Genomic DNA, 26,209 nt, shown 5'->3' on the forward strand with positions numbered 1-26,209 from the left:
AAGGCAGGTACGAATGACCGGTCCGCGCCGGGGGTTCAGCCGGGAACGCCACCCCTGGCTCAAAGTGGCGTTTTCAACCGTGGCAGCTGCCGGGTTCGTAGGCGGCTGGGCGGGATTCGCGGCAGCGCAGCCGGCCACCGGGGAGAGTCTCGAAGCCGGACCGCTGGTGGACGAGACGCCCGTCCCACCGAGCCCTACCTCTACCGCCACCGCCACCGCCACTGCAGTAGCCACCGCAACGACCGCTCAAGTCACACCGACGCGAACGGCTACTGCGGGGGCGATCCCGACGAGCAGCGCAGGGCCGCCCTTGCTCCCTGCCACAGCGACACAGGGCGCCATCCCAACAGCGGCGCCGGTGCTGCCCACGCCGACGCCCGTGCCTCCGACACCCGCGCCAGCGACGCAGGCGGCTGCATCGCCATCCGCCGAACCGCCGAAGCCAACAGCCTCGGCAACGCGGACCCCGAAGAAGTCGCGAGGGTCGTGATGAGCTGGAAGCTCTCCGGGATCGTTGCAGTGGGCGTCGTCCTCGGCATCGTCCTCGGCCGCATCGCTCAGGACCCCGACACCGGGACCGCCTCGTGGGATGGACTGCGGGCAGCGGGCTTCGCAGGCTACCTCTGCCTCTGGTTCGGGCTCTGCAGTGGAATTGCCGTCCACATGCGCTACCGGCCCGGGCCAATGGCGCTGACCTGGCTGCTCGAAGCGCACCGCATGAGCTCGGCACTCAGCCTCTCGTTTGTCGCCGGACATATCGCCGGGTTGCTGGTCGACCCGACGGTGCCCTTTTCGGTCCTCGATGTCTCCCTCGGGCTGACCGGCGGGTATCGACCGGTGCAGGTCGCGTTCGGAGCCTTCGCGATGTGGATGACCGTCGCGGTCCTCTCGTCGACGGCGTTGTCCTTCCGCCTGCCTTACGCCACCTGGCGCAATCTCCACTTCCTAAGCTTCCCGGCATACGCGCTGGCACTCCTCCACGGCATCACCGCCGGTACCGACGCTTCATCGACGGCCGCACTGGCGATTTACGCTTCGACGGCGAGCGTCGTCGCGGCCCTCGTCGTCACGCGGTTGCTCGGCCGTGGCTGGGTCTCTGCGGCTACCGAGTCCGGTTCATCCAGACCAACTCCCTGAGGTCGTCGGCTCTGCCAAGGGCTCGGTCCGAGACGTCCCTGGGCAAGTGCCCGGCGATGGAATAGAAGGTTTCGGCAGCAGCAGACAGGGCGCTCAGCAACACCTCGCGGTCGCCGGCACGGAGTTCGCGTTCGGCGAACACTTCATCGGCCGTGTATTTCCGTCCGGGCTGGACACGGGCGGATGCCGCCGGCGCCGCCGCCCAGTTCGAACGGGCAAGCGCCTGTTGCCCATGGGCCGCACGCAACACGACGAGCCCGGCGCTGAGGACGGCCATGCCGCTGACGAACAAGACCGGGTCGAACCCGTTGTCGCTTGCGGAAAGCCCGGCCAACGGCGCGATCGAAAACATGGTGTGGGAGTGAAGAGAGAGCCGCGCGGAGGCGCGTTGTGCCAACCCGAACATGGAAGCCTGCCAATGGTCCCCACCACTTAGCGACTGAACGGTACATAAATTTCGGGCCAAACGCCAGATCGTCAAGGTTCAGGCGCGAAACACGAGGTGGGCGGCGGCCGTCCGCCCTGCCATACTCCCCACGCAAATCATGGAGGCTCACCACAGTGGAGTTCGTCTTTAGCCCCGAACAGGAAGTGTTTCGCGAGCGGGTTCGCACATTTATCAAGGACAACTGGACGCCCCCGCCGCGCACGGCACGCCCCGGGGACAACGTCACGAACGAGGCCGAGCGCGAATACGAGAAGCGGCTCGCCAACAACGGCTGGCTCACCATGGCCTGGCCGAAGGAATACGGCGGGCTCGCCGCCAGCCACATGGAACAGCTCATTTTCCGCGAAGAGAGCGGCTACGCCGGTGCTCCCGGCGGCGGTGGCCAGGGGATCAGCATGGTTGGCCCCTGCCTGATGGTCCACGGTTCCGACTCGCAGAAGCGCGAACACCTGCCCAAGATCGCCAGTGGCGAAGTCCACTGGGGCCAGGGGTTCAGCGAACCCGGCTCCGGTTCAGACCTCGCCTCGCTCCAGACGCGCGCCGTCCGCGATGGCGACGATTTTGTCATCAACGGCCAGAAGATCTGGACCTCCGGCGCCCACCATGCCGACTGGTTCCATGTCCTGACGCGGACAGCACCGGACGCACCGAAGCACCGGGGCATTTCGTACTTCCTTGTGAACGCGAAGGCCGCCGGCATCACCGTCAGGCCCCTCATCAATATGCTCGGCGACCACGAGTTCAACGAGGTCTTCTTCGAAGACGTCCGCGTGCCCGCCGAAAACATGATGGGAGAGGAGAACCGGGGCTGGTACGTCGCTACAACGCTCCTCGACTTCGAGCGCTCCGGCGTGAACTGGTCAGCTTCGGGCCGCCGCCAGGTCGAAGAATTGACGAAGTACGCACGCGAGACGGACGGAGCGAACGGGCGCCTCATCGAACAGCGCGAGATCCGCAACGGCCTTGCCAACCTGCGCATTGAGGTCGAGGCGAGCAGGCTCCTCAGCTACCAAGTCGTCTGGATGCAGAGCCGGGGGAAGATCCCGAACTACGAGGCCTCGATGTCCAAGGCGTTCGGCAGCGAGCTCGGGCAGCGCATCGCCAACTTCGGCATGCGCCTTATCGGACTCGGCGCCCAGCGCATCGATGCGAACGACCCTGGCGCTCCGCTCGGCGGCTCGTTCGGCCGCGCCTACCTTCGCACCGTCCCGGGCACCATCGCCGCGGGCACCAGCGAAGTGCAGCGCAACATCATCGCGACACGGGGGCTGGGGCTGCCTCGGGGCTAACGGAGATCGCGGCTCTCCCACCACCGTGCCGGGAGTGGGGGAGCCGTCTTCGAACCTCACTCGTTGGGACGCTTCACAACGCCAGTCCCAAACCTCGCAGGAATGCCTCGTTGTTCGGCTCGCGGCCGAGGAAGTCGCGCACGAGCTGGTCGCCATCGACTGTGCCGCCACGTTCGAGGATGGTGCGGCGGTAGTGGAGGCCGGTCTCGATGTCCATTGGGCTCGTTGCCTCAAAGCGGGTGTACATGTCGTCGCCGAACACCTGCGACCAGAGATATCCGTAGTAGCCCGCGTCGTAGCCGAACAGGTGGCCGAAGCCACTCTGGAAGTGCGTCCCCGGCGTATAGGGGAAGCCCGTGATGGAGTGCAGCGCCTCGAGCGTCGCGGTGCTGTCGCCATCGAAGCCGGGCGAGTGGTAGGCCAGGTCGAGAGTCGCGAAGAACAGTTGCCGCAACGCCATGATCCCGGAGTCAAGCTGCTTCGCTGCGATGAGGGATGCGAGCAGTTCCGGCGGCAGCGGTGCGCCCGTCTCGTAGTGTCGCGCAAACGACGACAGCACGGCTGGCTCCCAGCACCAGTGTTCGAGCATCTGGCTCGGAGCTTCGACGAAGTCGCGTTCAGTCTGGGTGCCGCTGAAGCGCCCGCGCTCGGCCCGCGTCAGCGTCTGGTGCATGATGTGGCCGAACTCGTGGAAGAACGTGTCGACCTCGCCGTGACGGAGTAGCGACGGCTGCTTCGGAGACGGTTTCGTGAAGTTCGCAACAATCGAACTGACCGGGTGCTGGTAGCTGCCGCCGGCGAGGCGGCGGCCGCGGCGAAGGGTAAACGCGGCCGCGTGGCCGTACTTATTCGGCCGCGGGAAGAGGTCCATGTAGAAGCGCGCGAACGGCTCACCCCCGCTCGCTTCGGAGATATCGTAGGCGAAGACATCCGGGTGCCAGCGCGGTGCAGCGGGCGCCTCGGTGAACCTCACGCCCAGGATGTGCTGGTACACGCCGAACAACCCTTCCAGCACCGCATCGAGCGGGAAGTACTTCGCAACTTCGAATTCATCGACCGCGTACTTCGTCTTGAGCAGTTCATTGTGGAAGTAACGCCAGTCCCAGATGTTGATCGGGTCCGCGACACCGCGCGTCCGGGCCAGGTCGTTCATCTGCTGAAGGTCTTCGGCCGCCTTCAGGGTCACCTTCCCGCGCAGGTCGCGCAGAAAGCTGGTGACGGTCTCGCGGGTCTTCGCCATGCGCGTCTCGGTGCGGTAGGCAGCCCAGGAGTCATAGCCGAGCATCGTCGCGATCTCGTTCCGGACCCCGATCGCGTCTTCGAGGATGCCGACGTTGACGGCGCCACCCTTGCGCTGGTCCTTTTCGAACAGCTGGCGGCGAAGCTCACCGTCCGGGCAGTTGGCCATGAAAGGCTGGATCTCCGGGTAATCCAGCGAGACCCTGTACTTCGTCTCGCCGCCTTCTTCGACCTTCGCGAGGCTCTCGACCCAGGCATCGGGCATCATCGCGACCTGTTCGCGGGTGACAAGGATCCCGTCCTCGAAGTCATCGATGTTTCTGCGGAACTGGACGTCGAGTTCAACCAGCCGATCGAACAGATCCCGCACCCGCTGGCGGTCCTCCTTCGGGAGATCGAAGCCGTTACGGCGGTAGTCGCGCAGTTCGAAGGCCAGCCAGCGCGCATCCTCGCCTGTGAGAGCCCTGGCCTCTTCCGTGATGGAGAAGGCCTTGATCGCCTCGTAGAGGTCTTCCCGGAAACTGAGCGCGACCATGTACTTATCGAGCTTCTCGTCCCACTCCCGGGCCGCGTTGCGCAGCGCTTCGTCTGCGGAGACGTAGGCCATGAAGGCGTGCTGCCCGGATGCCCCGGCAACGAGGTCGGTGGCCTCTTCCAGCGGCAGCAGGGTGTTCGCCAGCGTCCTCGGACCCGTGATGCCTACCACCCGGGCGAGGATCGCATCGCAGCCATCCATTGCGGACTGGCAGGCCTCGGCGATCGCGCCGGGTGTGAGCGATTCGAAGTTGACGAGGTCGAGTTCCTGGGTCATGGCCGCCCCTCCTGCGGGTTAGGCTCGAAATCGTAGCGCTGTCCGGCGTCTCGCACAGCGTGGGCGCTTCAACCGTCCGGCGCTGGGCTGTAGGATCGCGGCTCCTACTCCAATCCGAATCGAGACCCAGATGGAACGCAATCCCGAAGAAGCCGGCTTCGACCCTGCCCGGCTGAACCGCATCACCGAGCACCTGGACCGCAACTACATCCAGTCCGGGAAGATCGCCGGCTGCCAGGCGCTCGTGGCGCGGCATGGCCAGGTCGCCTACTTCGAATCGCTCGGCTGCGCCGACGCCGAACGCTCGACTCCGATGCGCGACGACACGATCTTCCGCATCTATTCGATGTCCAAGCCGATCACGTCGGTGGCTCTGATGCAGTTGTACGAGCAGGGCCACTTTCAGCTCAACGACCCGGTCTCCCGCGTCATCCCTGGCTGGCGAGACCAGAAGGTCTGGGTCTCGGGCGATGCCGACAACATGGAACTGAAGGCGCCGGACAGCCCGATGACGTTCCGCCACGTGCTCAGCCACAGCGGCGGGCTCACCTACGGCGCCACGAACCACCCGGTCGATAAGGTCTATCGCCGAATCGGCGTGAACCGCGACCGCAACGAGACGCTGAGCACCTTCATGGAGCGCATCGGACAAACGCCGCTCCGCTACGAGCCGGGCACGGCCTGGCTCTATTCGCTGTCGACCGATGTCTGCGGCGGGCTGGTCGAAGCGATCTCGGGCATGCCTTTCGACGAGTACTTGCAGAAGAACATCTTCGACCCGCTGGAGATGGCCGACACGTCGTTCTGGGTGGCTCCCGAGAAGCAGAAGCGCTTCGCCGCCAACTACCAGCGCAACCCGGACAAGACGCTGAAGCTCATCGACGACCCGGAGCGCAGCGCCTACCTCACGAAGCCCGGCTTCTTCTCCGGCGGCGGCGGGTTGACGAGCACAACGGCCGATTACTTGCGCTTCTGCGAGATGCTCCGGCGCGGCGGCGAGCTCGATGGCGCCCGCATCCTCGGGCCGCGCACCATCGACCTCATGCGCAAGAACCACCTTGCCGGGGGCCGCGACCTGGCCGGGATGGCCATCGGCGCGTTCTCGGAAACGGCCTACGAAGGCGTGGGTTTCGGACTCGGCTTCGCGATGACCCTCGGCGAAGTCGAGGCCGGGACCCTCGGCGAAGGCGACTACTACTGGGGTGGCGCCGCCTCCACCATCTTCTGGGTGGACCCGAAAGAGGACCTTGTCGCGATCTTCATGACCCAGCTGATGCCCTCGGCCACGTTCAACTTCCGCGGCCAACTCAAGAACATCATCTACTCGGCGATCGTGGACTGAGGGACCGCCTGCGCGATCCTGGGCTCCGCACGTGACGCCCGCCCGGCTCCCTCCGCATCCATTGAGAGGTTACCGCACCCAGGCATCCAGCGACCACCGACGTGATCAATGCAAGGACCCATGGCGAATCGGAGTCACGCGTATCCCCTGTGCCCGTGTTCGGGGCACCGGGAGCGGATCTCGGTGCGAGCACGAACCCCACGGGGGATATCTCAGACACGCGTCGAGCCGCAGAGCTACCGCACCCGGTGTTGATGGCGCGCACTCCCTCGGCATCGGTGAATACCATCACCGCCTGGTCCCTGGCGGAAAGCTGGGCCGAGCTGCCCGGATCGTTCGGCGAGCCGAGGAAGATAACGTAGCTGGAATTCGGCCATTGTGCGGGCGAGAGCTCGCCCACCGCAAAGACGAGCAACGGCCTCGACGCGACCGAACTCGCGACTTCTGTTAGCACAGGGTCGCCTCGTTGGAGGCTAGCCCCCCCCATTGCGGTACCGGGAAGATCTCCACCGGCGTACCGACGGGCCTGCCGACAGGACACTCAATCTCTCCCACGCCGGGTTCCGTACATGGTTTTAGGGTAAACCGGAAGAGCGCCGAGAGCGCCGCTGCATCGTGCGTTTCCGTGGCTCGAAGCACCGCGTCGACGGCTGGGACACCCGTGCGGGTGCCGATCGGGTAGGCCCAGGCGGGCGCGCTCTGCGCCTGAGCGAGGCGCGAGCAAGACGTAGTAGCCACGGCCACAGCCACCATTGCAGCGGCGATCCGATGAAATCCAGTCGGCATCTCGAACCTCCAATCTGAACGATGCGACGTGGGCTTCACACTTCCGCCCGACGGCCGGTCCCGAGTCTCACCCTCAACGCTGTTGTCTCGCATCCCGTATGATTCTGCGCCATACCCAACACAGATTCGAGGACACTTCATGGCAGCAATGACTGGCGCGCAGATCGTCGCCCGCTCGCTTAAGCAGCAGGGGGTCGAGTACATGTTCGGGATCGTCGGCATCCCGGTTATCCCCATCGCCGTCCACGCCCAGCGCGAGGGCATCAAGTTCCTGGGCTTCCGCAACGAGCAGTCGGCGAGCTACGCCGCCGCCGCGGTCGGCTACCTCACCGGCCGCCCGGGCGTCTGCCTCGGCGTTTCCGGCCCGGGCATGATCCACGGGATCGCCGGCATGGCGAACGCATGGTCCAACTGCTGGCCCATGATCCTGATCGGTGGCGCCAATGACAGCTACCAGAACGGCCAGGGCGCTTTCCAGGAAGCCCCCCAGATCGAGACCGCGCGGCCGTACGCCAAGTACGCCGCCCGGCCGGACAGCGTGAAGCGCCTGCCGTTCTATGTGGAGCAGGCCGTCCGCACCTCCATGTATGGGCGACCCGGCGCCTGCTACCTCGATCTGCCCGGAGACATCATCACCGGCACCGTCGAGGAGGAGGAACTCGAATTCCCGCCGAAGTGCCCGGATGCGCCCCGCACAATGGCTCCTCAAGACAGCATCGACCAGGCCATGGCCGCCCTGAAGACGGCCGAGCGGCCGCTGGTGATCGTCGGCAAGGGTGCCGCGTTCTCGCGCGCTGAGGACGAGGTACGCGCGTTCCTGGAGTCCACCCAGCTGCCCTACCTTGCCTCGCCGATGGGCAAAGGCGTGATGCCCGACGACCATCCGCTTTCGATTGCGCCGGCCCGTTCGGCCGCCCTCGCGGGCGCGGATGTCATCCTCCTGATGGGCGCCCGCCTGAACTGGATGATGCACTTCGGCCAGCCTCCGCGTTTCGACAAGAACGTCCGGGTCATCCAGATGGATATCCTCGCCGAGGAGATCGGCACGAACGTCCCAACCGAAGTCGCACTCGTCGGCGATGCCAGGGCAATCACCGCCCAGATGAACGCGCACCTCAAGCAGTCACCGTGGCAGTACCCCTCGGAGACAACCTGGTGGACCGGCCTGCGGAAGAAGATCGAAGAGAACGGCGCGCAGGTCGACGAGTACATGGCGGATGACTCGACGCCGATGAACTACTACCGCGTCTACAAGGACATCCGGGACTTCATCCCGCGCGATGCGATCATCCAGAACGAGGGCGCGAGCACGATGGACATCGGCCGGACGCTCATGCCGAACTTCCTCCCGCGCCACCGCCTCGATGCCGGTTCGTTTGGCACCATGGGCGTCGGGCTCGGCCAGGCGATCGCGGCGGCCATGGTCCACCGCGACAAGAAGGTCTTCTGCATCGAAGGCGACTCGGCGTTCGGTTTCAGCGGCATGGAAGTCGAAACCGCCGCCCGTTACGGCCTGAACAACATCGTCTTCATCATCATCAACAACAACGGCGTCGGCGGCGGCCCCGATGAGCTGGACCCGGAAAAGGTCCCGCCCAGCGCCTACACACCGAGGGCTCACTACGAGAAGATGGCGGAGATCTACGGCGGGAAGGGCTTCTTCGTAACCGAGCCGGCCCAGCTTCGGCCCGCGCTCGAAGCGGCAGTCAACTCCGACAAGCCGGCCATCGTGAACATCATGATCAGCGCCCGCGCCCAGCGGAAACCCCAGCAGTTCGCCTGGCTCACGCGATAGGCGAATCGGACCGTTCGACGAACAGTGCGAAGGCCCCGCAGTGCGGGGCCTTCGTGCACTCCAGCCGGCCTTCAGGCGAGCATCTCTCTCGCCATGCCGAGCACGGTTTCGAGAGACGTGGTGTCCAACCGGCCGATGAGTTCCGCGTTTCGGCGGCGCCAACCCAGGGACCGGATCTGGTCCGTTAGCACCGCGCCGCGGGCCGGCGCGTCTCCGGGGAGGAGGTACTCCAAGACGTAGCCTTTGACCCGCGAGGTGACCGGGCAACAGACGGCGAGGCCGGTCACCAGGCTCCATTCCCAACCGGGCGCCCCCAGTTCACTTCTCCATGGAGCCTCCCGGGATCGAGCTTATCCAGCAGCTCATCGAGGGTCGGCACGTGGACGCGTGCTGGAACAACGACGAGTTGGCCGTTGACGACCTTGAGATCGACCGTGCCGCCGCAGGTGATATTGACCTGTTCGGCTATCGCGGCGGGAATCCGCACTGCGAGGCTGTTGCCCCACTTCGAAACCTTTGTGTGCATCGCGGGCCTCCTTATGTACGTTGGGTATACATCGCAGCCGGAGTTCCTGCGCGGGCAAGCCCATTCACGCAACCTGACCCGCCGCGAACCCCGAGGACCAGGCCCACTGGAAGTTGTACCCGCCCAGCCAGCCCGTGACATCCACCACCTCGCCGATGAAGAAGAGCCCGCGGACGTTTCGGGACTCCAGCGTCCTGGAGTTGAGGTCGCGTGTGTCGACGCCCCCGAGCGTGACTTCAGCCTTTCCGAACCCTGCGGTGCCGGCGGGCCGAAGTTCCCACGCGTGGAGGCGTGCCGCGATGGCCTGGAGTTGTTCGCTGGTGAAACGATTCATCGGACGCGAGGGCGCGAAACTCGCACACCACGCCTGCGCGAAGCGCTTCGGCACGTAGTCAGCGAGGATGCTCACCAGTTCGCGAGTGCTCTCGTGCGCGGCCGCCAACGCGTCCCGCATCGAGACCTTCGGGAACAGGTCGATGACGACCGCCTGGCCGGGCTTCCAGACGTTGGAGATCTGGAGGATCGCCGGGCCGCTGAGGCCCCTGTGCGTGAAAAGCATGTGCTCGCTGAAGGCCTCGTCGCCACAGCGAACGGTCACTTCGAGCGAGATGCCGCTCAGGATCTGAAAGAACTCCAGGTCCTGCTTCGAAAACGTGAAGGGCACGAGCCCGGGCCTCGTCGCTACGCGGCGAAGACCGAACTGCGCAGCAATCTCGTAGCCCAGGCCGCTGGCGCCGAGCTGGGGGATTGAAAGCCCGCCGGTAGCGACCACCAGCGACTCCGCTTCAACCACGCCCGAGTCTGTCACGACCCGGAAGGAGTCGTCCTTCGAAACCTCCAGGACCTGGCGACCGAACCGCAATTCGACGTCGGCCGCGCTGCACTCATCGAGCAGCATGTCGAGGACCTCGCGCGCCGAGCCGTCACAGAACAACTGGCCCAGCGCCTTCTCGTGGTAGGGGATACCGTGCGATTCGACGAGGGCGATGAACGCCGCTGGGGGATAGCTGGCGAGCGCGGAGCGGCAGAAGTTGGGGTTCTCCGAGTAGTAGTGTTCCGGGCCCGCGTACAGGTTGGTGAAGTTGCAGCGCCCGCCACCCGAGATAAGGATCTTCTTCCCCGGCTGATCGTTTCGCTCGAGTACGAGCACCCGGCGACCGCGCCGGCCGGCCTCCATCGCGCACATCAACCCGGCAGCACCGGCGCCCAGGACGACCACGTCGTACACGGGTTGAGGCTACCACGGCACGCGGGAGTGCCGCGGAGGACGCGGCCCGCTACACTCCGGCGAGCCCATCGAGGAGCCACAACGTGCCGACCACACACCGAGAACTCGTTGCCAACAACATGACCTTCCGCTGCCGATTTGCCGGCGGCTCGGGAGAACCCGTGATCCTGCTCCACGGCTTCCCGGAGACGTCACACATGTGGGTCGACCTCCTCGCCCGGCTCGAAGCGGCGGGCTACCGCTGCATGGCGCCGGACCAGCGCGGATACTCGCCCGGCGCCCGCCCCGATGGAATCCAGAACTACCGCTACGAAGACATGGCCTCCGACGTGATCGCACTCGCCGACGCCTGGGGCGTCGACAAGTTCCACCTCGTCGGCCATGACTGGGGCGCCGGCGCAGGATGGTCGGCGGTCGCGCTCTACCCCGAGCGCATCGTTAGCTGGTCGGCCCTCTCGGTGCCGCACGTCGGTGCCTTCGGCCGGGCCATTCGCGAAGACGCCGACCAGGCGCAGCGGAGTACCTACGTCACGTTCTTCCAGGACCCGGGCGTCGCCGAAGCGGCGCTTTCGGCCAACGATTTCGCAGGACTGAAGAACATCTGGAGCGCCAGCTCGGAAGAAGAACGCCGCGAGTACCTCTCGGTCTTCACCCAGCCGGGAGCACTCACCGGCGCGCTCAACTGGTATCGCGGCTCGGGCGGCATCGCACCCTCCGACGCGTTCGGTGACGTGGAGACGCCGACGCTCCTGATCTGGGGGAACCAGGACAGTGCCATCGGCCGCGCCGCCGTCGAAAACAGCGCGCAGTTCATGAAAGGCCCTTACACGTTCGTCGAGCTCGACGCGGGCCACTGGCTGATCCAGGAGAAGTTCGAAGCCGTGAGCGACGCCATCATGGCGCACCTCCGCACGAACCGAATGGCCTGATTCAACCGCCAAGGTCGGCGATGGCCTCATCGAGGCCTTCCACGTCCCGCACATCGCGCATGATCCTCAGGAAGAGCCCCACGTCCCGGGTCAATTCCCAGACCTTCTCGATTTTTGGCCCGACCGGGTTCGATGACTGCGGACTATCGGCATACGTGCCGTAGAAGGCGAAGTACGCCTGGTTGATCTTGCGGATGCTGAAGCCGTTGGCGTTGAGATAGACGCGCTTCTCTTCCATAGCGCGCTCGGCGCCGGTCACGTTTCCCTGTTTGAGCAGGTCATCGACCGTGAGCCGGAGCGCCCGCATTTCCGCACCGAAGTCCACAGTCGGTGCGGGACGTGCGGGGGCGCGGCCATCGGCGCCCTCGGCGAGAACGATCGGGTGGTTCAACCGCACGAGGTTGGCGATCTCGCGGCCGGCGATGCTGGCTGTCGTCTCGTTCAGCGTTTCCGCGTCTCCCCCGTTGCCCCACTGTTCGCCGAGAGGAAAGAACGCGAGGTAGTGGTGCACCCACTCGTGGGAAGCCGTCTCCAGGACCGAATCGAAGGCGCGGTCATCGCGGACGATCGCCGGGTAAGCCGCCAGCCCGCCGATGGAGACAACGATCGAAACCGTGTCCTCATCCGTGGTCTTCGCTTCCAACCGCTCGATGTCGCGGAGCGTCAGGTCGTTCTTCAGCAACGTGTCCCCATCGCGCTTTATCTCGTCCCGGGGCGAACGGACCAGCAACTGGGGCGGGTTGGTCAGTTCGAAGTCGACGGGGGGCCATGTGATACGGACGGCGTTGAAGAGCGGGAGCCCGCGTTCCAGCCCGACGCTGTCGACCGCCTCATCGATGTACCGTTCGAGCAACCGTTCCACGTCGTTCTCGAACGTCGCGCGCTCATTTGTGAGCGCCTCGATCGCTACTTCGTCGGGGTCGGCGGCGGTGTAGAGGCCGCGAATCTGGCTCGTCAACTCGAAGTAGCGTGCAAGCGCGGACTCACCGTCCTCCTCGTCCGGGTCGGGGCCGATGCCGAGACGCGCGAACGCGTTGTCGAGCAACGTGTTCGCCTCCCAGCGCCAGAGCTGGTATTCATCGTCGCCGACGGGCCCTTTCGGCCAGAGGGCCGCGATGCCGATGCCAAGACACGTGCCGGTGAGTGACGCAACGACCAGCAGCAATGCCCATGCCGGGGGCCTCCACGGCCGGTACTCGACTACACCCGCGGGCACAAAGCGAAACCCCACACCACTAGCCTACCCGTCCGCCGGGAAAGGGTCGGGGCTATGCAGGTTCGCCTTTGAACAGCCAGTGGAGGTCGTGTTCCTGGTTCATCTCGGGGAGCAAGCCGACGACCTCGAGCCGCTCGTACAGCGCCGCCCGCAGTGCCTCGCGCTGGTCGCCCTCACCATGAGTGAGGTAGACCGCCCGCGGGCGCTTCGGCTGCGTCTCGATCCACCGGAACAGTTCGTCACGGTCTGCGTGTGCGGAGAGCCCGTGGATGTCTTCCACCTGCGCCTGGACCCGTACATCCTGGCCGTGGATGCGGACGGTGCGCTTGCCGTCGGCGAGGTCACGTCCACGCGTACCGACCGCCTGGTAGCCAACGAGGACGATGAGATTCTTCGGGTCCGGCGCAAGGCGCTTGAGGTGGTGCAACACGCGCCCGCCAGCCAGCATGCCGCTCGCGGAGATGATGATCCGCGGACCCGCCATGTCGTTCAGCTGCATCGATTCCTTCACCGTCCTGTGGAAGCGCACGTTCGAAGGGAAGAGCGAATGGGCCGTCGTGTGCGGGATACCCTGGTCGAGGGATTCCGACCGGATGTAGCGGTTGTAGATCGCGGTCACATCCGAGGCCATCGGCGAATCGACGTGAATCGGGATCTCCGGCAGCCGCTTGTCGTGGATGAGGTCCCGCAGGATCAGGGCCACGAGTTGCGCGCGCGCCACCGCGAACGACGGAATGAGGATGACCCCGCCGCGTTCGATGGCCGGGCCGAAAGCCTCCGCTATCTGATCCGCGATGGGCTCGTCGCTGTGGCTTCGGTCGCCATAGGTCGATTCCATCACGAGCATGTCGCACTCGGGCAATGGGTCCGGGTCGCTATGGAGCGGTGCGTTGTAGCGGCCGAGGTCTCCACTGAATACCAGGGTCGCTTTACCTTCGCGGGTCGTGCATTCCAGTTCGATGAACGCCGACCCGAGGATGTGTCCGGCATTCCGGAAGCGGGCCGTGACATTCTTCCCGATGTGCACCGGGTCCCCGTACTCGACCGTATGGAACAGGCCCAGGGTCCGCTCGACGTCCTTCTCGGTATAGAGCGGCAGGGCGGGGCGGTGGCGGCTGAAGCCCTTGCGGTTCGCGTATTCGGCGTCTTCTTGTTGCAGCTTGGCGGAATCGAGGAGGAGGATGCGTGTCATTTCCGCGGTGGCCGGTGTGGTGTAGACCGGTCCCCTGTAGCCCTCCTTCACCAGCCGCGGGAGCCAGCCGGTGTGGTCAACGTGGGCGTGCGTGAGGAGGACGGCGTCTGGCGAGTTCGGCGGGAAAGGGGCGGGCAGCCAGTTCAGTTCCCGCAGTTCGCGGACGCCCTGGAACATCCCGCAATCGATGAGTACGCGGGTGTCGTCGGCGGTAACCAGGTTCCTCGACCCGGTGACGGTGCCGGCTGCGCCATGAAAGGCGATCGAGAGGGTCATTGCCGCGGCCACGGCGGGGAATCGGTCCCACGCCGCATCCATTCGAGGACGAAGGGGTTGTGCTTCTTCTCGAACGCGACCGTCGTCTGTTCCATGTGCCCGGGGAGGACGACAGTCTCTTCCGGCAGCACCAGCAACCTTTCGCAGATGCTGTTCATCTCGTGATCCATGCTGCCACCGGGCAGGTCGGTCCGGCCGATTGAACCGCGAAAGAGCGTGTCGCCGCTGAAAAGCATGCCCTCTTCTGCGTAGAAGCTCACACTGCCCGGCGTATGGCCGGGGGTTTCGATGCAGCGCAGCCGCAACCCGTCGACCTCCACGATGTCGTCGTGGGCGACGAACTGATCCGGGTCCGGCGGCCCCTGGCTCACATCGAGACCGAAGCGCGCGGCGGTGCCCTTCCAGCCGTTCCGCAGCAGGTCCAGGTCGCCCCGGTGCAACAGGAACTTCGCACCGGTGGCCGCATGCACGCCATGGACGCCCATCACGTGGTCGATGTGGGCATGCGAGTTCGCGATGTACTTGATCGTCACACCCATGTCTTTGGCCAGCGCCAGGATCTCCGCCGGTTGATCGCCGGGGTCGATGCAGATCGCCTCGCCCGTCCGCCGGTTGCCGACAACCCAGCAGTTTTCCTGGAACACACCGACGACGATCCCGCGGACCATGAGTTCGTTCGCTACTTCCATGGGCGGATTGTCGATTGGCGCCCACGCAATGTCGAACGCAAGGTCTGTAGCGGCTCGCTCATCTATAACCGGCAGATGGATTGGCCGACCGCCGTCGCCATCGTCGCACTCGCCGCAACAGCGGCCATCATCCAGTCGCTCTCGGGGTTCGGCTTCGCCCTGTTTATCGTCCCATTCCTGGCCATCCTGATTGGCCCTCGCGATACGGTGTTGCTTTCGAACCTGATGTCGACGGTTGCGAGCGGCATGCAATCCCGCACCCTTCGTCATTCGGCCGACCGGCGTACGGCGGTGACGCTGATGGCCGGTTCGTTCGCCGGGATGCCGATCGGACTCGCCGTCCTTCTGCTCCTCGACCCGACGGCGCTAAAGCTCGTGATCGCCATCATGGTCATCGTGTTCACCTTGCTCCTCATGCGTGGGCTCGAACTGCACCGGGCGGGTGTCCTCGGCGACCTCGCGGCGGGCCTCACCAGCGGCATCCTGAACACCAGCACCAGCATGTCGGGGCCGCCTGTCGTCATGTACCTCCAGGGCCGGGGACTACCGCCGCTCCAGTTCCGCGCAACCATCGCCACGTTCTTCGCCGTGACGTCGGCGGTGGCGGTACTCCTCCTCCTCGCTTCGGGGACAGCGGAGCCTTACGTCTTCGTCGCATTCGCGCTCTCGGTACCCGCCGTCTTCATCGGCCAGCGCATCGGCAACGGCCTGTTCGAGAAGGTAAACGCGGCCATCTTCCGCAAGATGGTCTACGCCATCCTGCTGGTCAGCGGATCGGTCGCTATCGTGGGTGCGGTCACCGGGTAGGGCGTGGCTGGCTTGATCAGCGCCCCGGCGTTCCTCTTTCGTCTTTCCTCTTTCCTCCCTTCCCGCCGTAAGCTTCGCCCATGCGCTGGCACGATGTTCCCGAGCTTCCCACCCGCGTCGATTTGCGCGACCCGCAGTACAAAGCGAACCGCGCGCGAAACCTCGAACTCGCCGCAGACCTGCGCGCCAGGCTGGACGTCGTCGCCCTCGCCGGCGGGCCGGAGTACATCGCCCGACACCACGAACGCGGCAAACTGCTCGCCCGCGAACGCATCCAGCGCCTCATCGACCCTGCCACAACCTTCCTCGAACTGAGCCCGCTCGCCGCCGCGAGCGTTTACGAAGACGACGTGCCCAGCGCCGGGATCGTTACCGGGATGGGTGTGGTGCACGGACGCGAAGTCGTCGTCATCGCGAACGACGCGACTGTCAAAGGCGGCACCTACTACCCGATGACCGTGAAAAAGCATCTACGGGCGCAGGAGATCGCGGAGGAGAACCACCTTCCCTGCATCTACCTGGTCGATTCCGGAGGCGCGTTTCTGCCGCTCCAGCACGATGTCTTCCCGGACAGGACACACTTCGGGCGCATTTTCTACAACCAGGCACGGATGAGCGCGAAGGGAATCTACCAGGTTGCCGCGGTCATGGGTTCGTGCACGGCAGGCGGCGCCTATGTCCCGGCGATGAGCGACGAAACGGTCATCGTCAGGGGGACCGGCACGATCTTTCTTGGCGGACCCCCTCTCGTGAAGGCGGCGACGGGCGAGGTCACGACCGCGGAAGAGCTCGGCGGCGCCGACGTCCACACTCGCATCAGCGGAGTCGCGGACCACCTCGCCGAGGACGACGGCGAGGCACTCCGTATCGTCCGCAGCATCATCGAAAGCATCCCCTCGGGCCGGACGCCCCCGTGGGAAATCACCGAGCCCGAAGAGCCGTACCACGACCCAGAGGAGCTCTACGGGCTCGTCCCGGCCGATCTTCGGCACTCGATGGACGTCCGCGAGGTCATCGGCCGGATCGTCGATGGTTCACGCTTCCACGAGTTCAAGGCTCGCTACGGTGCCACGCTTGTCTGCGGTTTCGCCCGGATCATGGGCTACCCCGTCGGCATCGTGGCGAACAACGGCATCCTCTTCGGCGAGAGCGCCCTGAAGGGGGCACACTTCGTCCAGCTCTGCGCCCAGCGAAAGACACCGCTCGTCTTCCTCCAGAACATCACCGGCTTCATGGTGGGCAAACAATACGAAAACGCCGGGATCGCCAAGGACGGCGCCAAGATGGTGACCGCCGTGGCCTGCGCCGATGTCCCGAAGTTCACGGTCGTCATCGGTGGGAGCTTCGGTGCCGGCAACTACGCGATGTGCGGCCGCGCTTATGGTCCGCGCCAACTCTGGATGTGGCCCAACGCGCGCATCAGCGTGATGGGCGGCGAACAGGCGGCCTCGGTCCTCCTGCAGGTGCGGCTCGACCGCGGCGAGACACTCTCGCCCGAGGAACAGGAGCGCTTCAAGGCGCCGACGATCGACCGCTACGAAGCCGAGGGGTCGCCCTACTTCAGCACCGCCCGCCTCTGGGACGACGGCGTCATCGACCCATTGGACACGCGCCGGGTACTCGGCCTCGGCATCGCCGCCGCGCTCAACGCCCCATTCGGCGAGACCGACTGGGGCATCTTCCGGATGTAGGTACGGCTATACTGTCAGCGTGGCAACAGCGACGACGATGACGCTGGACGAATTCCTCGCGCTCCCGGAGACCGAGCCTCCGTCGGAGTTCGCGTGCGGGAGGATCGTGGAGAAGCCCACGCCGACGTGGTTCCACAGCCGCTTGGCCGCGCGCCTGGCAGCCCTGTTTGAGATCTACTTCATGGCGCATGACGAAGGTTATGTGAATGTCGAACTGCGCCACGCTTCGAGGGAGGAGAGGCGCGCCTACGTCCCTGATGTCTCGATCGCACGTTGGGAGCGGGCGCCGCGAACCGCGAGTCAACGGCGCGAAGGCGCCATCGAGCAGACACCGGATATCGCAATCGAGATTGCGAGTCCCGACGACCGGCCGGCGCGCATCGCCGACAAGCTGGCGTTCTACCTCCGGGCGGGTGTGCCGCTGGTGTGGATCGTCGACCCGGACGAGCGGACGCTGACGGCCTATACGCCCGGCAGGCCGCCGACCGTATTCGGCGAAGCCGACACTGCTGATGCGGCCCCGGTGTTGAGCGCATTCCGCCTTCCTCTTCACGACCTGTTCAGCGTGCTCGACCGGGGCCTCGAACCCGGCTCCTGATGCGGCCCCTTTCCACTTGTTTTCCTTCCGGGAACTTCTCTGAACGAATGGACGTTTGGTGTCGCAGGGAGATAGCACCTGGAGGGCTCTGTGTCTTCGAACACACTCAATCCGCGCAAACCGTTGTTTTGGGCAGGGGCTGCGGCAATCGCAGCCGCCTGCTTTGCCGCCGGGGTCGTTGTGGCCCGAGCTACCGACGAGGGCGACGATCCAGCGCCGGCACCCAGCCAGGCCGGATCTTCTCCCGGCGCAGACCTCCCCGCTGAGCCGTCCGGCGCCTCGTCGTTCCCGGGCACCGTTGCCGTGGGTGTGGACGGAAAGGACTCCGCGGGAAGGGGGGATGTCGCCTACGGGGGCTGCACCGGTCCAATCCCGGCGGGAGTGGTCTCCGCTGCGGGCATCGACCCGGCGAAGGCGGGTTTCGTCCCTGCGCTCCCTGCCAACGGATTTACGGCCCAGTCAGTAGGGCTTGCCGCGACCGGCGATTGCACCAAGGAGGGAGTCGCCATCAGCGGCGCCCTCACGCTGAGCACAACGTGGAAGCACGACGCGAGCGGTATTGAGGCCTACATCACCCAGCGAGTAAGCCAGGAGAGAGTGGCCAGCGTCCTCCGCGTGGAATCCGCCACGTTCTGGGCGAACGGCTACCAGTTCACGGTCGGCGTGAGTGCCTTCAGTGCCGTACCGATGGCCGATGACACCGCATCGGGCAACTCCTCCGACGGTTCGAGGACGAGCGGTTCCGCGCCGGCGGCGAGTCCGCGACCACCCCAGCCGGACCCGGCGGCGGCCGCGGTGCTGCGAGAGCTGGTCGGCCAGGTAGCACCGGCGGTCGACCTGAAGTGCTTCTGGACGCTCGGAGAGGGCGACTGGAGTTCGCTGGGAGCGCTCCGGATTGGCGACCCCCGCCCGGCGATTCCCGCCGGGTTCAGTCTTCAAGATGTGAATGTCACGGCCTTCACGCCGCCGCCCGCTGGCTGCGACACCGGCCTGGAGCCGAGCGCAGGTTTCAGCTTCAACGCGAACTGGCAGCAGATCGATGGCAAGAACTTCGCCTACCTGGGGGTCTCGGTATACGGCTCGGAAGAGAAGGCCAGCTATCCCGGCCAGATCGGTGATTGGGGTGCGAACTGGTCCAGGGACGGCCTCCAGTTCTCGGTCTACGGCAAGTCGGACAGCGCACTGGGCATCGACACGATCCGCGCCATCGCGAAGGCCCTCGACCCGGGCTTCAACGAAGCTTGCTTCATCCGTGAACGCAAGTTGGCGGAAGGCGAACTCGCGGGGCTCGGCTTCTCGCCGGCGAAGGCGCCAGCTGGCTATAAACTCGAGTCTTCGAACCTGATGGCGTCCGAAATCGGCGCCGCTTGCCCCAAACCTGACGGCTGGGAACCCAATTACAGCCTCAACTGGACGTTCCTGGGCGGCGCGACAGTCATCCAGGCTTCGGCCAACCGCTACGGGACCTCGGGCTCCAGCGACGGCGCCGGCTATCAATCCTCCAACTACCTTTCGTGGACCTCCCGGGGTGGCACGCAGTTCTCCGTCAACGCCTACTCCAAAGGCATAAGTCCGGACGTGGACAAGGACGACCTGGTAGCGGTGGCGAAGAGCATGGACCCGACCTTCGACCTTTCGAAGCTGGACGAGCAACCGGACGGCATCGACCTTCCGGCTCCAATGCCTGCCGAGAAGTCGAGCCGCTAAGCGTCCATAGCCTCACGCGAGTTCGAGGAGCGTGTCGCCTTCGCGCACCACGTCCCGTTCGCGGACATGGACCGCTTTCACGACTCCCGCCGACGGGGCGGTGATGCGGTGCTCCATCTTCATCGCTTCGAGGACGAGGAGCAGCTGGCCCTCGGCGACTTCGTCGCCTTCGGCCACGCGGACGGCGGCGATGGTACCGGCGAGCGGGGCGGTAATGGCGGTGGCGCCGGCAGTGGCTGCTTGCATGCGGCGCGGGAGGGGAGGGGGAGGGACGAGGTAGATCGCGCTCGCCTGGTAGCTCTCGAGGGTGTCCGTATTCGTCTCGGACCAGGAACGGCCGCCCTTCGCCAACGTCCCCTTTTCCAACCGACACGAGCGGGCGCGATTCAGAATTCGTTCGCCAGGTGATCTCTGCAGGGAACCCCTGATTGTTGCCTTCGAGAATCCTGAGCTCAGTCTCCTCGTCGGCGATGGCGACGAGGAGACCATCTCTCCCCCGGCTTACGGTCGCGCGCTTGACGGCCTGGCCGTCGGAAAGCCAGATGGTGGTGGGGCCTGGGCCAATCCAAACGGCCGCCTTCCACGGGCGGAATTCCCACCAGGTGTTCTCGAGCATGGCAACGGACGCGGCGGCGGCCGCCCAGTGTTCCTGCGGGGGTGCCGCGGCGAGAAGTTCCTCCTGACACCCCTCAAGCCACTCCACGGTGGCGGCGCCCAGCGCGAAGTCCGGGTGGAGAACGGCCCGACGCAACAATTCAAGGTTCGTGGTTGGGCCATGCAGTTCTACGTGATGTGCCGCCTCTTCAATCGTCTCCAGCGCCGCGGCTCTATCCCGGCCGTCCACGATGAGTTTGCCGAGAAGCGAATCGTAATTCGCAGGCACCGTGTCACCGGCGGCAAAGCCGAAGTCGGCGCGAGCCACCGGACCGGTCGACAGCGCATCGATCCGCCCCGAACTCGGCTTGAACCCATCCCACGGATCCTCCGCGTTAATCCGGAACTCGATGGCGTGCCCGGAGAACTGCACGTCCTCCTGCTTCAGCGGCAGCGGTTCGCCGGCGGCGATGCGGAGCTGGAGTTCGACCAGGTCCAGGCCGGTGACCATCTCTGTGACCGGGTGTTCGACCTGGAGCCTGGGGTTCACTTCGAGGAAATAGACGTCCGGTCCCTCACCCCCCCGCCCCCTCTCCCGAGCTTGGGAGAGGGGGAGTGACGACGTTTCGGTCGGCGCGGAGACGAGGAATTCGAAGGTTCCGGCGTTCACGTAGTTGATGGCTCGCGCGAGCTTGAGGGCGTGGCCGGTCAGGCGCTCGCGGAGGGCGTCGTCGACGACCGGGCTGGGCGACTCCTCGATGAGCTTCTGGTGCCGGCGCTGGACTGAGCAGTCGCGCTCGCCCAGATGGATGACGTTGCCCTGGGTATCGGCGAGGACCTGGACCTCGACGTGGTGGGCGTTAGTCACCAGCTTTTCGAGCAGGAGGCCACCGTCGCCGAAGGCGGCGATGGCTTCGCGGCGGGCGCATTCGATGGCCTCGGGAAGGTCTTCCGCCGTGAACACCTCGCGCATGCCGCGCCCGCCGCCACCCCCGCGGGCCTTCAACATCACCGGGTAGCCGATGCTTGCAGCCTCACCCACAAGCGTCTCGGGGTCGTCGTCGCCGTCCCAGCCAGGGACGACGGGGACATCGTTGGCGATGGCCAGCTGGCGGGCGGCAACTTTGTCGCCCACACCGCGCAGGACTGCGGGTGGGGGGCCGATGAAGGTGATGCCTTCAGCGGCGCAGCGTTCGGCGAAGTCGGCGCGTTCGCTGAGGAAGCCGTAGCCGGGGTGGATCGCCTGGCAACCCTCGGCCTTCGCTGCGGCGATGACGGCATCGACATCGAGGTAGCTCTCAGCGGCCGAGTAGCCTTCGAGCAGCACCCACGCGTCGGCCGTGCGTACGGCCAGGCTACGCCGGTCGGGGATAGAGGCGACGACGACCGAGCGGATGCCCATCTTGCGCAGGGTCTTTGCGATGCGGACGGCGATTTCGCCGCGGTTGGCGATGAGGACGCTTTCGAACATGTGGCGCGCATTCAAGCACGAGTTGGGCGCCGGGGCACCCTGTTAGAGGATGTGGTCACCGCGGACGGCGACGGTCTCGTTCCTTCGGCCCCCGCACCAACGGCAGGAACCATCCATTTCGCGGTCGGGGTGGAGGACTTCGACGGTCACCGTCTCATCGGCTGGGAACCCCTGGCGCTTCACCCAGGCAGGCAGTTCCCAGACGATGAATTGTTCCGACGCGTTGCACTGGAAACGCAGGCCCTGCATCCACCGATAGTAGCTTCCAGTCCGGAATCCCGCCCGCTAGACGCCTACGGGATGGCGCCCAGTTCCTTCAGCGACGCGATCCGGTCCCAGTCGTAGCCCAGGTCCTCCAGGAGAATGGTCTCGGTGTGCTGGCCGAGCTCGGGCGCCCATTCGCCGGGCTTCGTGGGAGTACCGTAGAAGTCAACGGGTGTGTTCACCTGTTCTACCGGGCCGTCGGGGCCATCCATGGTGACGAATGCGCCGGCGGCGCGGACCACGGGGTCCTGGACGACTTCGGTCACGTTCTGGATTGGAGCCCACCAGACATCGTTGCTGTCGAAAACCGGGCCCCACTCGGCGAGGGGCTTCGTCGCCAGCATACGGTCGAGGATGCCGACAAGGAGCGGAGCGTTCGCGAAGCGGTTCGGTATATCGCGGAATCGTTCGTCGTCCGCGAGCTCGGGCGGATTGCCCAGTGCGCGGAGAAAGTCCGGCCAGTGACGGTCGCCCTGGAGCATGAGCAGGTAGAACCAGTGCCCGTCCTTGTCCTGGAACGGGTTGATCAGCGGGTTCGGCGCGTGAAATCGGTCCGCAGGAGGCGCATACGGCATGCCAGTGCGCAATTGGGTGTTGGTGTCCCAGCCCATCATGTAAACGCCGATCCGCGTCAAGGAGACGGCCACACGCTGCCCGCGGCCGGTCTTTTCGCGATTGAAGAGGGCGGCGGAGATGGCGCCCGCGGCGTTGGCACCGGTCATGTGGTCGCCCATTCCGCCCCGCTGAAGTGGTGGCGACCCCCCTTCGGGAGTGAGGCCCATGACGACACCGGCGCGAGCCCAGAAGGCGCCAACGTCGTAGGCGGCGCGGTTCGCTTCTGGCGTTTCAGGCCCGTAGCCGGTCACGTTGCAGTAGATAAGCCCGGGATTCGTGTCGGAGAGCTTTTCATAGGTCATGCCGAGCCGCTCCAGGGCGCCGGGGCGCATGTTCGAGACGAACACGTCCGCGGCGTCGATGAGGTCACCGGCGATGTTGCGGGCGTCTTCGACGGCGAGGTTGAGGGCGATGCTGCGCTTGCCCCGGTTGTCGAGCTCGAACGGCGGGTTTATCGAGGCACCCAGGAGGGCGCCCAGACCGCGGAAGGGATCACCTTCCGGCGGTTCGATCTTGATGACCTCTGCCCCCCAGTCGGCGAGGATCGCGGCGCACGACGGCCCCGCGACCCAAACCCCCATTTCAACAACCTTGATGCCTGCGAGTGGACCGGCCATTCGCGCCTCCTGGGGTGAACTGCGGCCACATTCTACGGGCATGCGGTCGAGGCTGGCCCGCGTGTGGGCCGCGCCGACAGAAGTGGCGGCCGGGGAATCAGCGGCCGACCCCGGCCCGGCCGCTTCGAGGTGCTATCTCAGCCGCACTTGTTATAGAAACAGTTGTGGCAAATGAGGCAGCCCTCGGCGTAGTAGAGGACAGCGCCGCATTCTGGGCAGCCCACACCGCTGGCGACCGCATCCGAGTGTTTCATCGGGTTGACGCTGGCGTTCGTGCTATCGACCAGGTCCTCCGCGGGGATGAGGGTTGGCTGGATCGAGGCGTTCGCTCCATCGAATTTCAGTTCGAGCCAGCGGAAGACGTAGTCGACGATGCTCGTGGAGATCGGGATCTGGCGATTACTGGTCGGGCCGCTCGGCTCGAAGCGCGTGTTCTTCAGCTTGGCGGCGAGCACACTGAGCGGGATGCCGTACTGCAGCGAATAGCTCGTCATCATCGCGAGCGTATCCATGAGGCCAGAGACGGTTGAGCCCTGCTTGCTGACATTGATAAAGACCTCGCCCGGTGTACCGTCTTCGAACAGGCCCACTGTTATGTAGCCTTCCTGTTCGCCGACGCGGAACTTGTGCGTGATGGCCTGGCGCTCATCGGGGAGTTTCCGGCGGACCGGGCCTAATCCGGCGGTGACGATAGCCTGGGCCGCCTCGATGGCCTTTTCGCCGTCGGACTTCTCGGCGTGCTTCAGGACCTGGAGTTCGCGCGAACCATCGCGGTAGATGGTGATCCCGTTGCATCCCGTCCGATAGGCGAGTTCGTAGGCGGTCCGGACGTCATCGACCGTGGCCGTATTGGGGAAGTTGATGGTCTTCGATACGGCGTTGTCGGTGAACTCCTGGAAGGCCGCCTGCATACGCACGTGCCATTCCGGTGCGATGTCGTGGGCGGTGACGAAGGTGTCCTTTATCCATTGCGGGACCTCCGGGCGCTCGGCGAGGTGACCGCCTTCGGCGAGGAAGCGGATGAGCTCTTCGCTGTAGCAGCCTTCGGCCCTGGCAGCGGACTCGAACTGCTCGTTGACCTCGGCCAACTCGGTGCGCTTCGTTGGGTCGTCCTTATCCAGGTAGTGGCTTCGGATGAATGCCAGCGAAAACACCGGCTCGATACCGCCGGAGCAGTTGGCGATGATGCTGAGAGTTCCGGTGGGAGCGATCGTCGTGCGAGTGGAGTTTCGCATCGGCCGCGGGCCTTCCTGGCCACCGGGCCCGTAGATGGACTCCGGCCAATCGGGGAAGTTCCCGCGCACCAGGGCGAGCTGCTGGGAAGCCGCATCGGATTCGCGCTGGATGTGCGACATCACCTCGCGGGCAACGGCGAGCGCTTCTTCAGAGTTGTAAGGGATGCGCAGATCGATGAGCAGGTCCGACCAACCCATGACGCCGAGGCCGATGCGGCGGATCGCGTGGGATGTTTCGGCGATTTCAGGGATCGGGTAGTTGTTCATCTCGATGACGTTGTCGAGGAGGTGGACCGTGCGGCGGACGACAGTACCGAGCCGCTCGTAGTCCACGGTCTTATCGCCCGCGGGTCCCTTGGTGAAATGTCCGAGGTTGATCGAACCGAGGTTGCAGGAGTCGTAGGGGTAGAGCGGCTGCTCTCCGCACGGATTGGTCGATTCGACCGGGCCGCGCTTCGGAACGGGATTCGCACGGCCGGCGTTGATGCGGTCGATGAAGACCACGCCCGGGTCGCCGTTCTTCCAGGCGTTGGCGAACATCGTCTCCCATACCTGGCGGGCGTCGCGCTGGCCGACGATCGAGCCGGTCTGGGGGTTGATAATGTCGAAGTCAGTGCCGGCCTCGACGGCCTTCATGAAGGCTTCGGTGACGGCGACGCTGATGTTGAAGTTCTGGAGCGTCGTCATGTCGGCTTTCATCTTGATGAACTCATCGATATCCGGGTGATCGACGCGCAGAATGCCCATGTTGGCGCCGCGGCGCGTACCGCCCTGCTTGATCGCTTCCGTGGCCGAATCGAAGACGCGCATGAACGAGACGGGGCCGCTGGCGACGCCCATCGTCGAGCGGACGCGGTCGTTCGAGGGACGAAGGCGGGAGAACGAGAAGCCGGTGCCACCACCCGACTTGTGGATGATGGCCGTGTTCTTGACGGTCTCGAAGATGCCGTCGATTGAGTCTTCAACCGGGAGAACGAAGCAGGCAGAGAGCTGCTGGAGATCGCGGCCGGCGTTTACCAGCGTGGGAGAGTTCGGGAGGAAGTCGAGTGAGGCCATGAGCCGGTAGAACGATGCTTCCGCGGCAGCACGGTCTCCTTCGGTGCCGCCGAAGCGCGTCTCCGCTTCAGCGAGGTTGCGGGCAACGCGGAGGAAGACCTGGTCGGGGGTCTCTACGGCGTCGCCCTGATCGTCGCGACGTGCGATGCGGCGCTCGATGACGACCTTCGCGTTTTCAGAGAGTTCAGCCGGCTGGAAATCACCCGAACCGCCAAATCCGTGAGTCTCTGAAGAAGTCGTGACCATGATGTTCCTCCCATTTCGATCGTCCGCCGGGGTGACGGGGTTGCTGAGATTACGAACAAGCGTTCTATTTGTCCAGTGATACGTTCAGGTGGCGTACTCCCGGGCGGGAACCCGCACTTCATCGCTCCGGAGCAGCATCGGGTCGCCGAGCCTGGAACGGCCGGAGGCGAGGGACTGGCCAGGTTGCCCAGGCGCGGGCGATGTGTAGTAAGCGAGCAGCTGCGCGGCCGCTTCCTCGGCGCCGAGCTCCTCGACGAGGCGGAGGAGTTGAGCGGGACGGATGTCACGGACGGCGAGCAGGTACGCCCGCTCCGAGAGGAGGAGGCCGTCGATCTCGCAGTGGCCGTCGGCGGTGGTGCGAACGCGGCCCCCTGTATGCATGGCGTGGACTTCCCAGATTTTCAT

Annotated in this window: 24 protein-coding genes; 12 read left to right on the forward strand and 12 right to left on the reverse strand. The window is 65.4% G+C overall.

The features are described 5' to 3' along the window. The first annotated feature begins 13 nt into the window (after positions 1-13). On the forward strand, positions 14-490 hold the full coding sequence (locus tag IPG14_RS02595) for a hypothetical protein (RefSeq protein WP_343390804.1): 477 nt from the start codon (positions 14-16) through the stop codon (positions 488-490). Continuing rightward, positions 490-1,137, forward strand: a complete 648-nt coding sequence (locus IPG14_RS02600) for a hypothetical protein (RefSeq protein WP_343390805.1) — start codon at positions 490-492, stop codon at positions 1,135-1,137. Before IPG14_RS02595 ends, IPG14_RS02600 begins: the two co-directional genes overlap by 1 nt. Here the strand turns inward: IPG14_RS02600 and IPG14_RS02605 are convergent. Further along, positions 1,103-1,489, reverse strand: coding sequence for a hypothetical protein (locus IPG14_RS02605; RefSeq protein ID WP_343384957.1), 387 nt, complete (start codon positions 1,487-1,489; stop codon positions 1,103-1,105). The two genes, IPG14_RS02600 and IPG14_RS02605, sit on opposite strands and share 35 nt — an antisense overlap. Before the next feature lie 209 nt (positions 1,490-1,698). Here IPG14_RS02605 and IPG14_RS02610 point away from each other — a divergent pair, with 209 nt between their 5' ends. After that, complete coding sequence (locus IPG14_RS02610; RefSeq protein WP_343390806.1) at positions 1,699-2,874, forward strand: acyl-CoA dehydrogenase family protein; 1,176 nt, start codon at positions 1,699-1,701, stop codon at positions 2,872-2,874. A 73-nt stretch (positions 2,875-2,947) separates the two neighbouring features. On the opposite strand, the gene IPG14_RS02615 is transcribed toward IPG14_RS02610, so the two are convergent. Beyond that, positions 2,948-4,924, reverse strand: coding sequence for a M3 family metallopeptidase (locus IPG14_RS02615; RefSeq protein WP_343390807.1), 1,977 nt, complete (start codon positions 4,922-4,924; stop codon positions 2,948-2,950). Positions 4,925-5,054: 130 nt separating this feature from the next. Here IPG14_RS02615 and IPG14_RS02620 point away from each other — a divergent pair, with 130 nt between their 5' ends. Further along, positions 5,055-6,266: a serine hydrolase domain-containing protein gene (locus tag IPG14_RS02620; RefSeq protein WP_343390808.1), complete on the forward strand. Its 1,212-nt coding sequence runs from the start codon at positions 5,055-5,057 to the stop codon at positions 6,264-6,266. A gap of 925 nt (positions 6,267-7,191) precedes the next feature. Then, the gene (gene oxc, locus IPG14_RS02625) at positions 7,192-8,847 is read left to right on the forward strand and encodes an oxalyl-CoA decarboxylase (RefSeq protein WP_343384961.1); all 1,656 of its coding nucleotides are present in this window, start codon (positions 7,192-7,194) and stop codon (positions 8,845-8,847) included. Positions 8,848-8,918: 71 nt separating this feature from the next. On the opposite strand, the gene IPG14_RS02630 is transcribed toward oxc, so the two are convergent. From IPG14_RS02630 to IPG14_RS02640, 3 genes are all read right to left on the reverse strand, one after another. Next, entirely contained in the window at positions 8,919-9,134 is a 216-nt protein-coding gene (locus IPG14_RS02630; protein WP_343384962.1) for a type II toxin-antitoxin system PemK/MazF family toxin, read from the reverse strand. Then, entirely contained in the window at positions 9,131-9,373 is a 243-nt protein-coding gene (locus IPG14_RS02635; RefSeq protein WP_343390809.1) for an AbrB/MazE/SpoVT family DNA-binding domain-containing protein, read from the reverse strand. Before IPG14_RS02635 ends, IPG14_RS02630 begins: the two co-directional genes overlap by 4 nt. 64 nt (positions 9,374-9,437) lie before the next feature. Continuing rightward, a complete protein-coding gene (locus tag IPG14_RS02640) occupies positions 9,438-10,601 on the reverse strand; it encodes an NAD(P)/FAD-dependent oxidoreductase (RefSeq protein ID WP_343390810.1) in 1,164 nt (387 codons plus the stop codon). Between the two features lie 83 nt (positions 10,602-10,684). Between IPG14_RS02640 and IPG14_RS02645 the strand changes: the two genes are divergently transcribed. Further along, positions 10,685-11,530, forward strand: coding sequence for an alpha/beta hydrolase (locus IPG14_RS02645; RefSeq protein WP_343390811.1), 846 nt, complete (start codon positions 10,685-10,687; stop codon positions 11,528-11,530). A gap of 1 nt (position 11,531) precedes the next feature. On the opposite strand, the gene IPG14_RS02650 is transcribed toward IPG14_RS02645, so the two are convergent. The 3 genes from IPG14_RS02650 to IPG14_RS02660 are packed head-to-tail and all read right to left on the reverse strand — an operon-like array spanning position 11,532 to position 14,903. Beyond that, positions 11,532-12,761 (reverse strand): hypothetical protein, encoded by a 1,230-nt coding sequence (locus IPG14_RS02650; RefSeq protein ID WP_343387993.1) that lies wholly within the window; start codon positions 12,759-12,761, stop codon positions 11,532-11,534. A 37-nt stretch (positions 12,762-12,798) separates the two neighbouring features. Further along, positions 12,799-14,214, reverse strand: coding sequence for an MBL fold metallo-hydrolase (locus tag IPG14_RS02655; protein WP_343390812.1), 1,416 nt, complete (start codon positions 14,212-14,214; stop codon positions 12,799-12,801). After that, complete coding sequence (locus tag IPG14_RS02660; RefSeq protein WP_343387995.1) at positions 14,211-14,903, reverse strand: MBL fold metallo-hydrolase; 693 nt, start codon at positions 14,901-14,903, stop codon at positions 14,211-14,213. Before IPG14_RS02660 ends, IPG14_RS02655 begins: the two co-directional genes overlap by 4 nt. A 75-nt stretch (positions 14,904-14,978) precedes the next feature. Between IPG14_RS02660 and IPG14_RS02665 the strand changes: the two genes are divergently transcribed. The 4 genes from IPG14_RS02665 (at position 14,979) to IPG14_RS02680 (ending at position 19,706) form a co-directional block, all read left to right on the forward strand. Then, entirely contained in the window at positions 14,979-15,710 is a 732-nt protein-coding gene (locus IPG14_RS02665) for a sulfite exporter TauE/SafE family protein (RefSeq protein ID WP_343390813.1), read from the forward strand. 80 nt (positions 15,711-15,790) lie between these two features. Beyond that, on the forward strand, positions 15,791-17,401 hold the full coding sequence (locus tag IPG14_RS02670; protein ID WP_343390814.1) for a carboxyl transferase domain-containing protein: 1,611 nt from the start codon (positions 15,791-15,793) through the stop codon (positions 17,399-17,401). A gap of 19 nt (positions 17,402-17,420) precedes the next feature. Next, entirely contained in the window at positions 17,421-17,999 is a 579-nt protein-coding gene (locus tag IPG14_RS02675) for a Uma2 family endonuclease (RefSeq protein WP_343387998.1), read from the forward strand. A 90-nt stretch (positions 18,000-18,089) separates the two neighbouring features. Next, the gene (locus tag IPG14_RS02680) at positions 18,090-19,706 is read left to right on the forward strand and encodes a hypothetical protein (RefSeq protein ID WP_343390815.1); all 1,617 of its coding nucleotides are present in this window, start codon (positions 18,090-18,092) and stop codon (positions 19,704-19,706) included. A gap of 12 nt (positions 19,707-19,718) precedes the next feature. On the opposite strand, the gene IPG14_RS02685 is transcribed toward IPG14_RS02680, so the two are convergent. Then, positions 19,719-20,057 carry an acetyl-CoA carboxylase biotin carboxyl carrier protein subunit gene (locus IPG14_RS02685; protein WP_343390816.1) on the reverse strand — a complete coding sequence of 113 codons (339 nt, stop codon included), beginning with the start codon at positions 20,055-20,057 and terminating at the stop codon, positions 19,719-19,721. Positions 20,058-20,349: 292 nt separating this feature from the next. Between IPG14_RS02685 and IPG14_RS02690 the strand changes: the two genes are divergently transcribed. Together IPG14_RS02690 and IPG14_RS02695 are read left to right on the forward strand one after the other, a co-directional pair. Next, positions 20,350-20,919, forward strand: a complete 570-nt coding sequence (locus IPG14_RS02690) for a hypothetical protein (RefSeq protein ID WP_343390817.1) — start codon at positions 20,350-20,352, stop codon at positions 20,917-20,919. Between the two features lie 186 nt (positions 20,920-21,105). Further along, positions 21,106-22,116: a hypothetical protein gene (locus IPG14_RS02695; RefSeq protein ID WP_343390818.1), complete on the forward strand. Its 1,011-nt coding sequence runs from the start codon at positions 21,106-21,108 to the stop codon at positions 22,114-22,116. Here IPG14_RS02695 and IPG14_RS02700 read toward each other — a convergent pair. From IPG14_RS02700 to IPG14_RS02710, 3 genes are all read right to left on the reverse strand, one after another. Beyond that, positions 22,065-23,267 (reverse strand): CoA transferase, encoded by a 1,203-nt coding sequence (locus IPG14_RS02700; RefSeq protein WP_343390819.1) that lies wholly within the window; start codon positions 23,265-23,267, stop codon positions 22,065-22,067. The two genes, IPG14_RS02695 and IPG14_RS02700, sit on opposite strands and share 52 nt — an antisense overlap. 137 nt (positions 23,268-23,404) lie before the next feature. Further along, positions 23,405-25,804 carry a vitamin B12-dependent ribonucleotide reductase gene (locus tag IPG14_RS02705; protein WP_343384977.1) on the reverse strand — a complete coding sequence of 800 codons (2,400 nt, stop codon included), beginning with the start codon at positions 25,802-25,804 and terminating at the stop codon, positions 23,405-23,407. A gap of 84 nt (positions 25,805-25,888) precedes the next feature. Then, complete coding sequence (locus IPG14_RS02710) at positions 25,889-26,209, reverse strand: hypothetical protein (protein WP_343384978.1); 321 nt, start codon at positions 26,207-26,209, stop codon at positions 25,889-25,891.

The sequence above is a fragment of the Candidatus Amarobacter glycogenicus genome (genome assembly GCF_016704105.1).
GTDB classification, from domain to species: Bacteria; Chloroflexota; Dehalococcoidia; order Tepidiformales; family Tepidiformaceae; genus Amarobacter; species Amarobacter glycogenicus.

What these genes read in the sequence shown, in the direction of transcription:
- IPG14_RS02595 (WP_343390804.1), top strand. Translation starts at nt 14, where the DNA reads ATGACCGGTCCGCGCCGGGGGTTCAGCCGGGAACGCCACCCCTGGCTC.
- IPG14_RS02600 (WP_343390805.1), top strand. Translation starts at nt 490, where the DNA reads ATGAGCTGGAAGCTCTCCGGGATCGTTGCAGTGGGCGTCGTCCTCGGC.
- IPG14_RS02605 (WP_343384957.1), bottom strand. Translation starts at nt 1,489, where the DNA reads ATGTTTTCGATCGCGCCGTTGGCCGGGCTTTCCGCAAGCGACAACGGG.
- IPG14_RS02615 (WP_343390807.1), bottom strand. Translation starts at nt 4,924, where the DNA reads ATGACCCAGGAACTCGACCTCGTCAACTTCGAATCGCTCACACCCGGC.
- IPG14_RS02620 (WP_343390808.1), top strand. Translation starts at nt 5,055, where the DNA reads ATGGAACGCAATCCCGAAGAAGCCGGCTTCGACCCTGCCCGGCTGAAC.
- oxc (WP_343384961.1), top strand. Translation starts at nt 7,192, where the DNA reads ATGGCAGCAATGACTGGCGCGCAGATCGTCGCCCGCTCGCTTAAGCAG.
- IPG14_RS02635 (WP_343390809.1), bottom strand. Translation starts at nt 9,373, where the DNA reads ATGCACACAAAGGTTTCGAAGTGGGGCAACAGCCTCGCAGTGCGGATT.
- IPG14_RS02655 (WP_343390812.1), bottom strand. Translation starts at nt 14,214, where the DNA reads ATGACCCTCTCGATCGCCTTTCATGGCGCAGCCGGCACCGTCACCGGG.
- IPG14_RS02660 (WP_343387995.1), bottom strand. Translation starts at nt 14,903, where the DNA reads ATGGAAGTAGCGAACGAACTCATGGTCCGCGGGATCGTCGTCGGTGTG.
- IPG14_RS02665 (WP_343390813.1), top strand. Translation starts at nt 14,979, where the DNA reads ATGGATTGGCCGACCGCCGTCGCCATCGTCGCACTCGCCGCAACAGCG.
- IPG14_RS02670 (WP_343390814.1), top strand. Translation starts at nt 15,791, where the DNA reads ATGCGCTGGCACGATGTTCCCGAGCTTCCCACCCGCGTCGATTTGCGC.
- IPG14_RS02695 (WP_343390818.1), top strand. Translation starts at nt 21,106, where the DNA reads ATGGATGACGTTGCCCTGGGTATCGGCGAGGACCTGGACCTCGACGTG.
- IPG14_RS02700 (WP_343390819.1), bottom strand. Translation starts at nt 23,267, where the DNA reads ATGGCCGGTCCACTCGCAGGCATCAAGGTTGTTGAAATGGGGGTTTGG.
- IPG14_RS02705 (WP_343384977.1), bottom strand. Translation starts at nt 25,804, where the DNA reads ATGGTCACGACTTCTTCAGAGACTCACGGATTTGGCGGTTCGGGTGAT.
- IPG14_RS02710 (WP_343384978.1), bottom strand. Translation starts at nt 26,209, where the DNA reads ATGAAAATCTGGGAAGTCCACGCCATGCATACAGGGGGCCGCGTTCGC.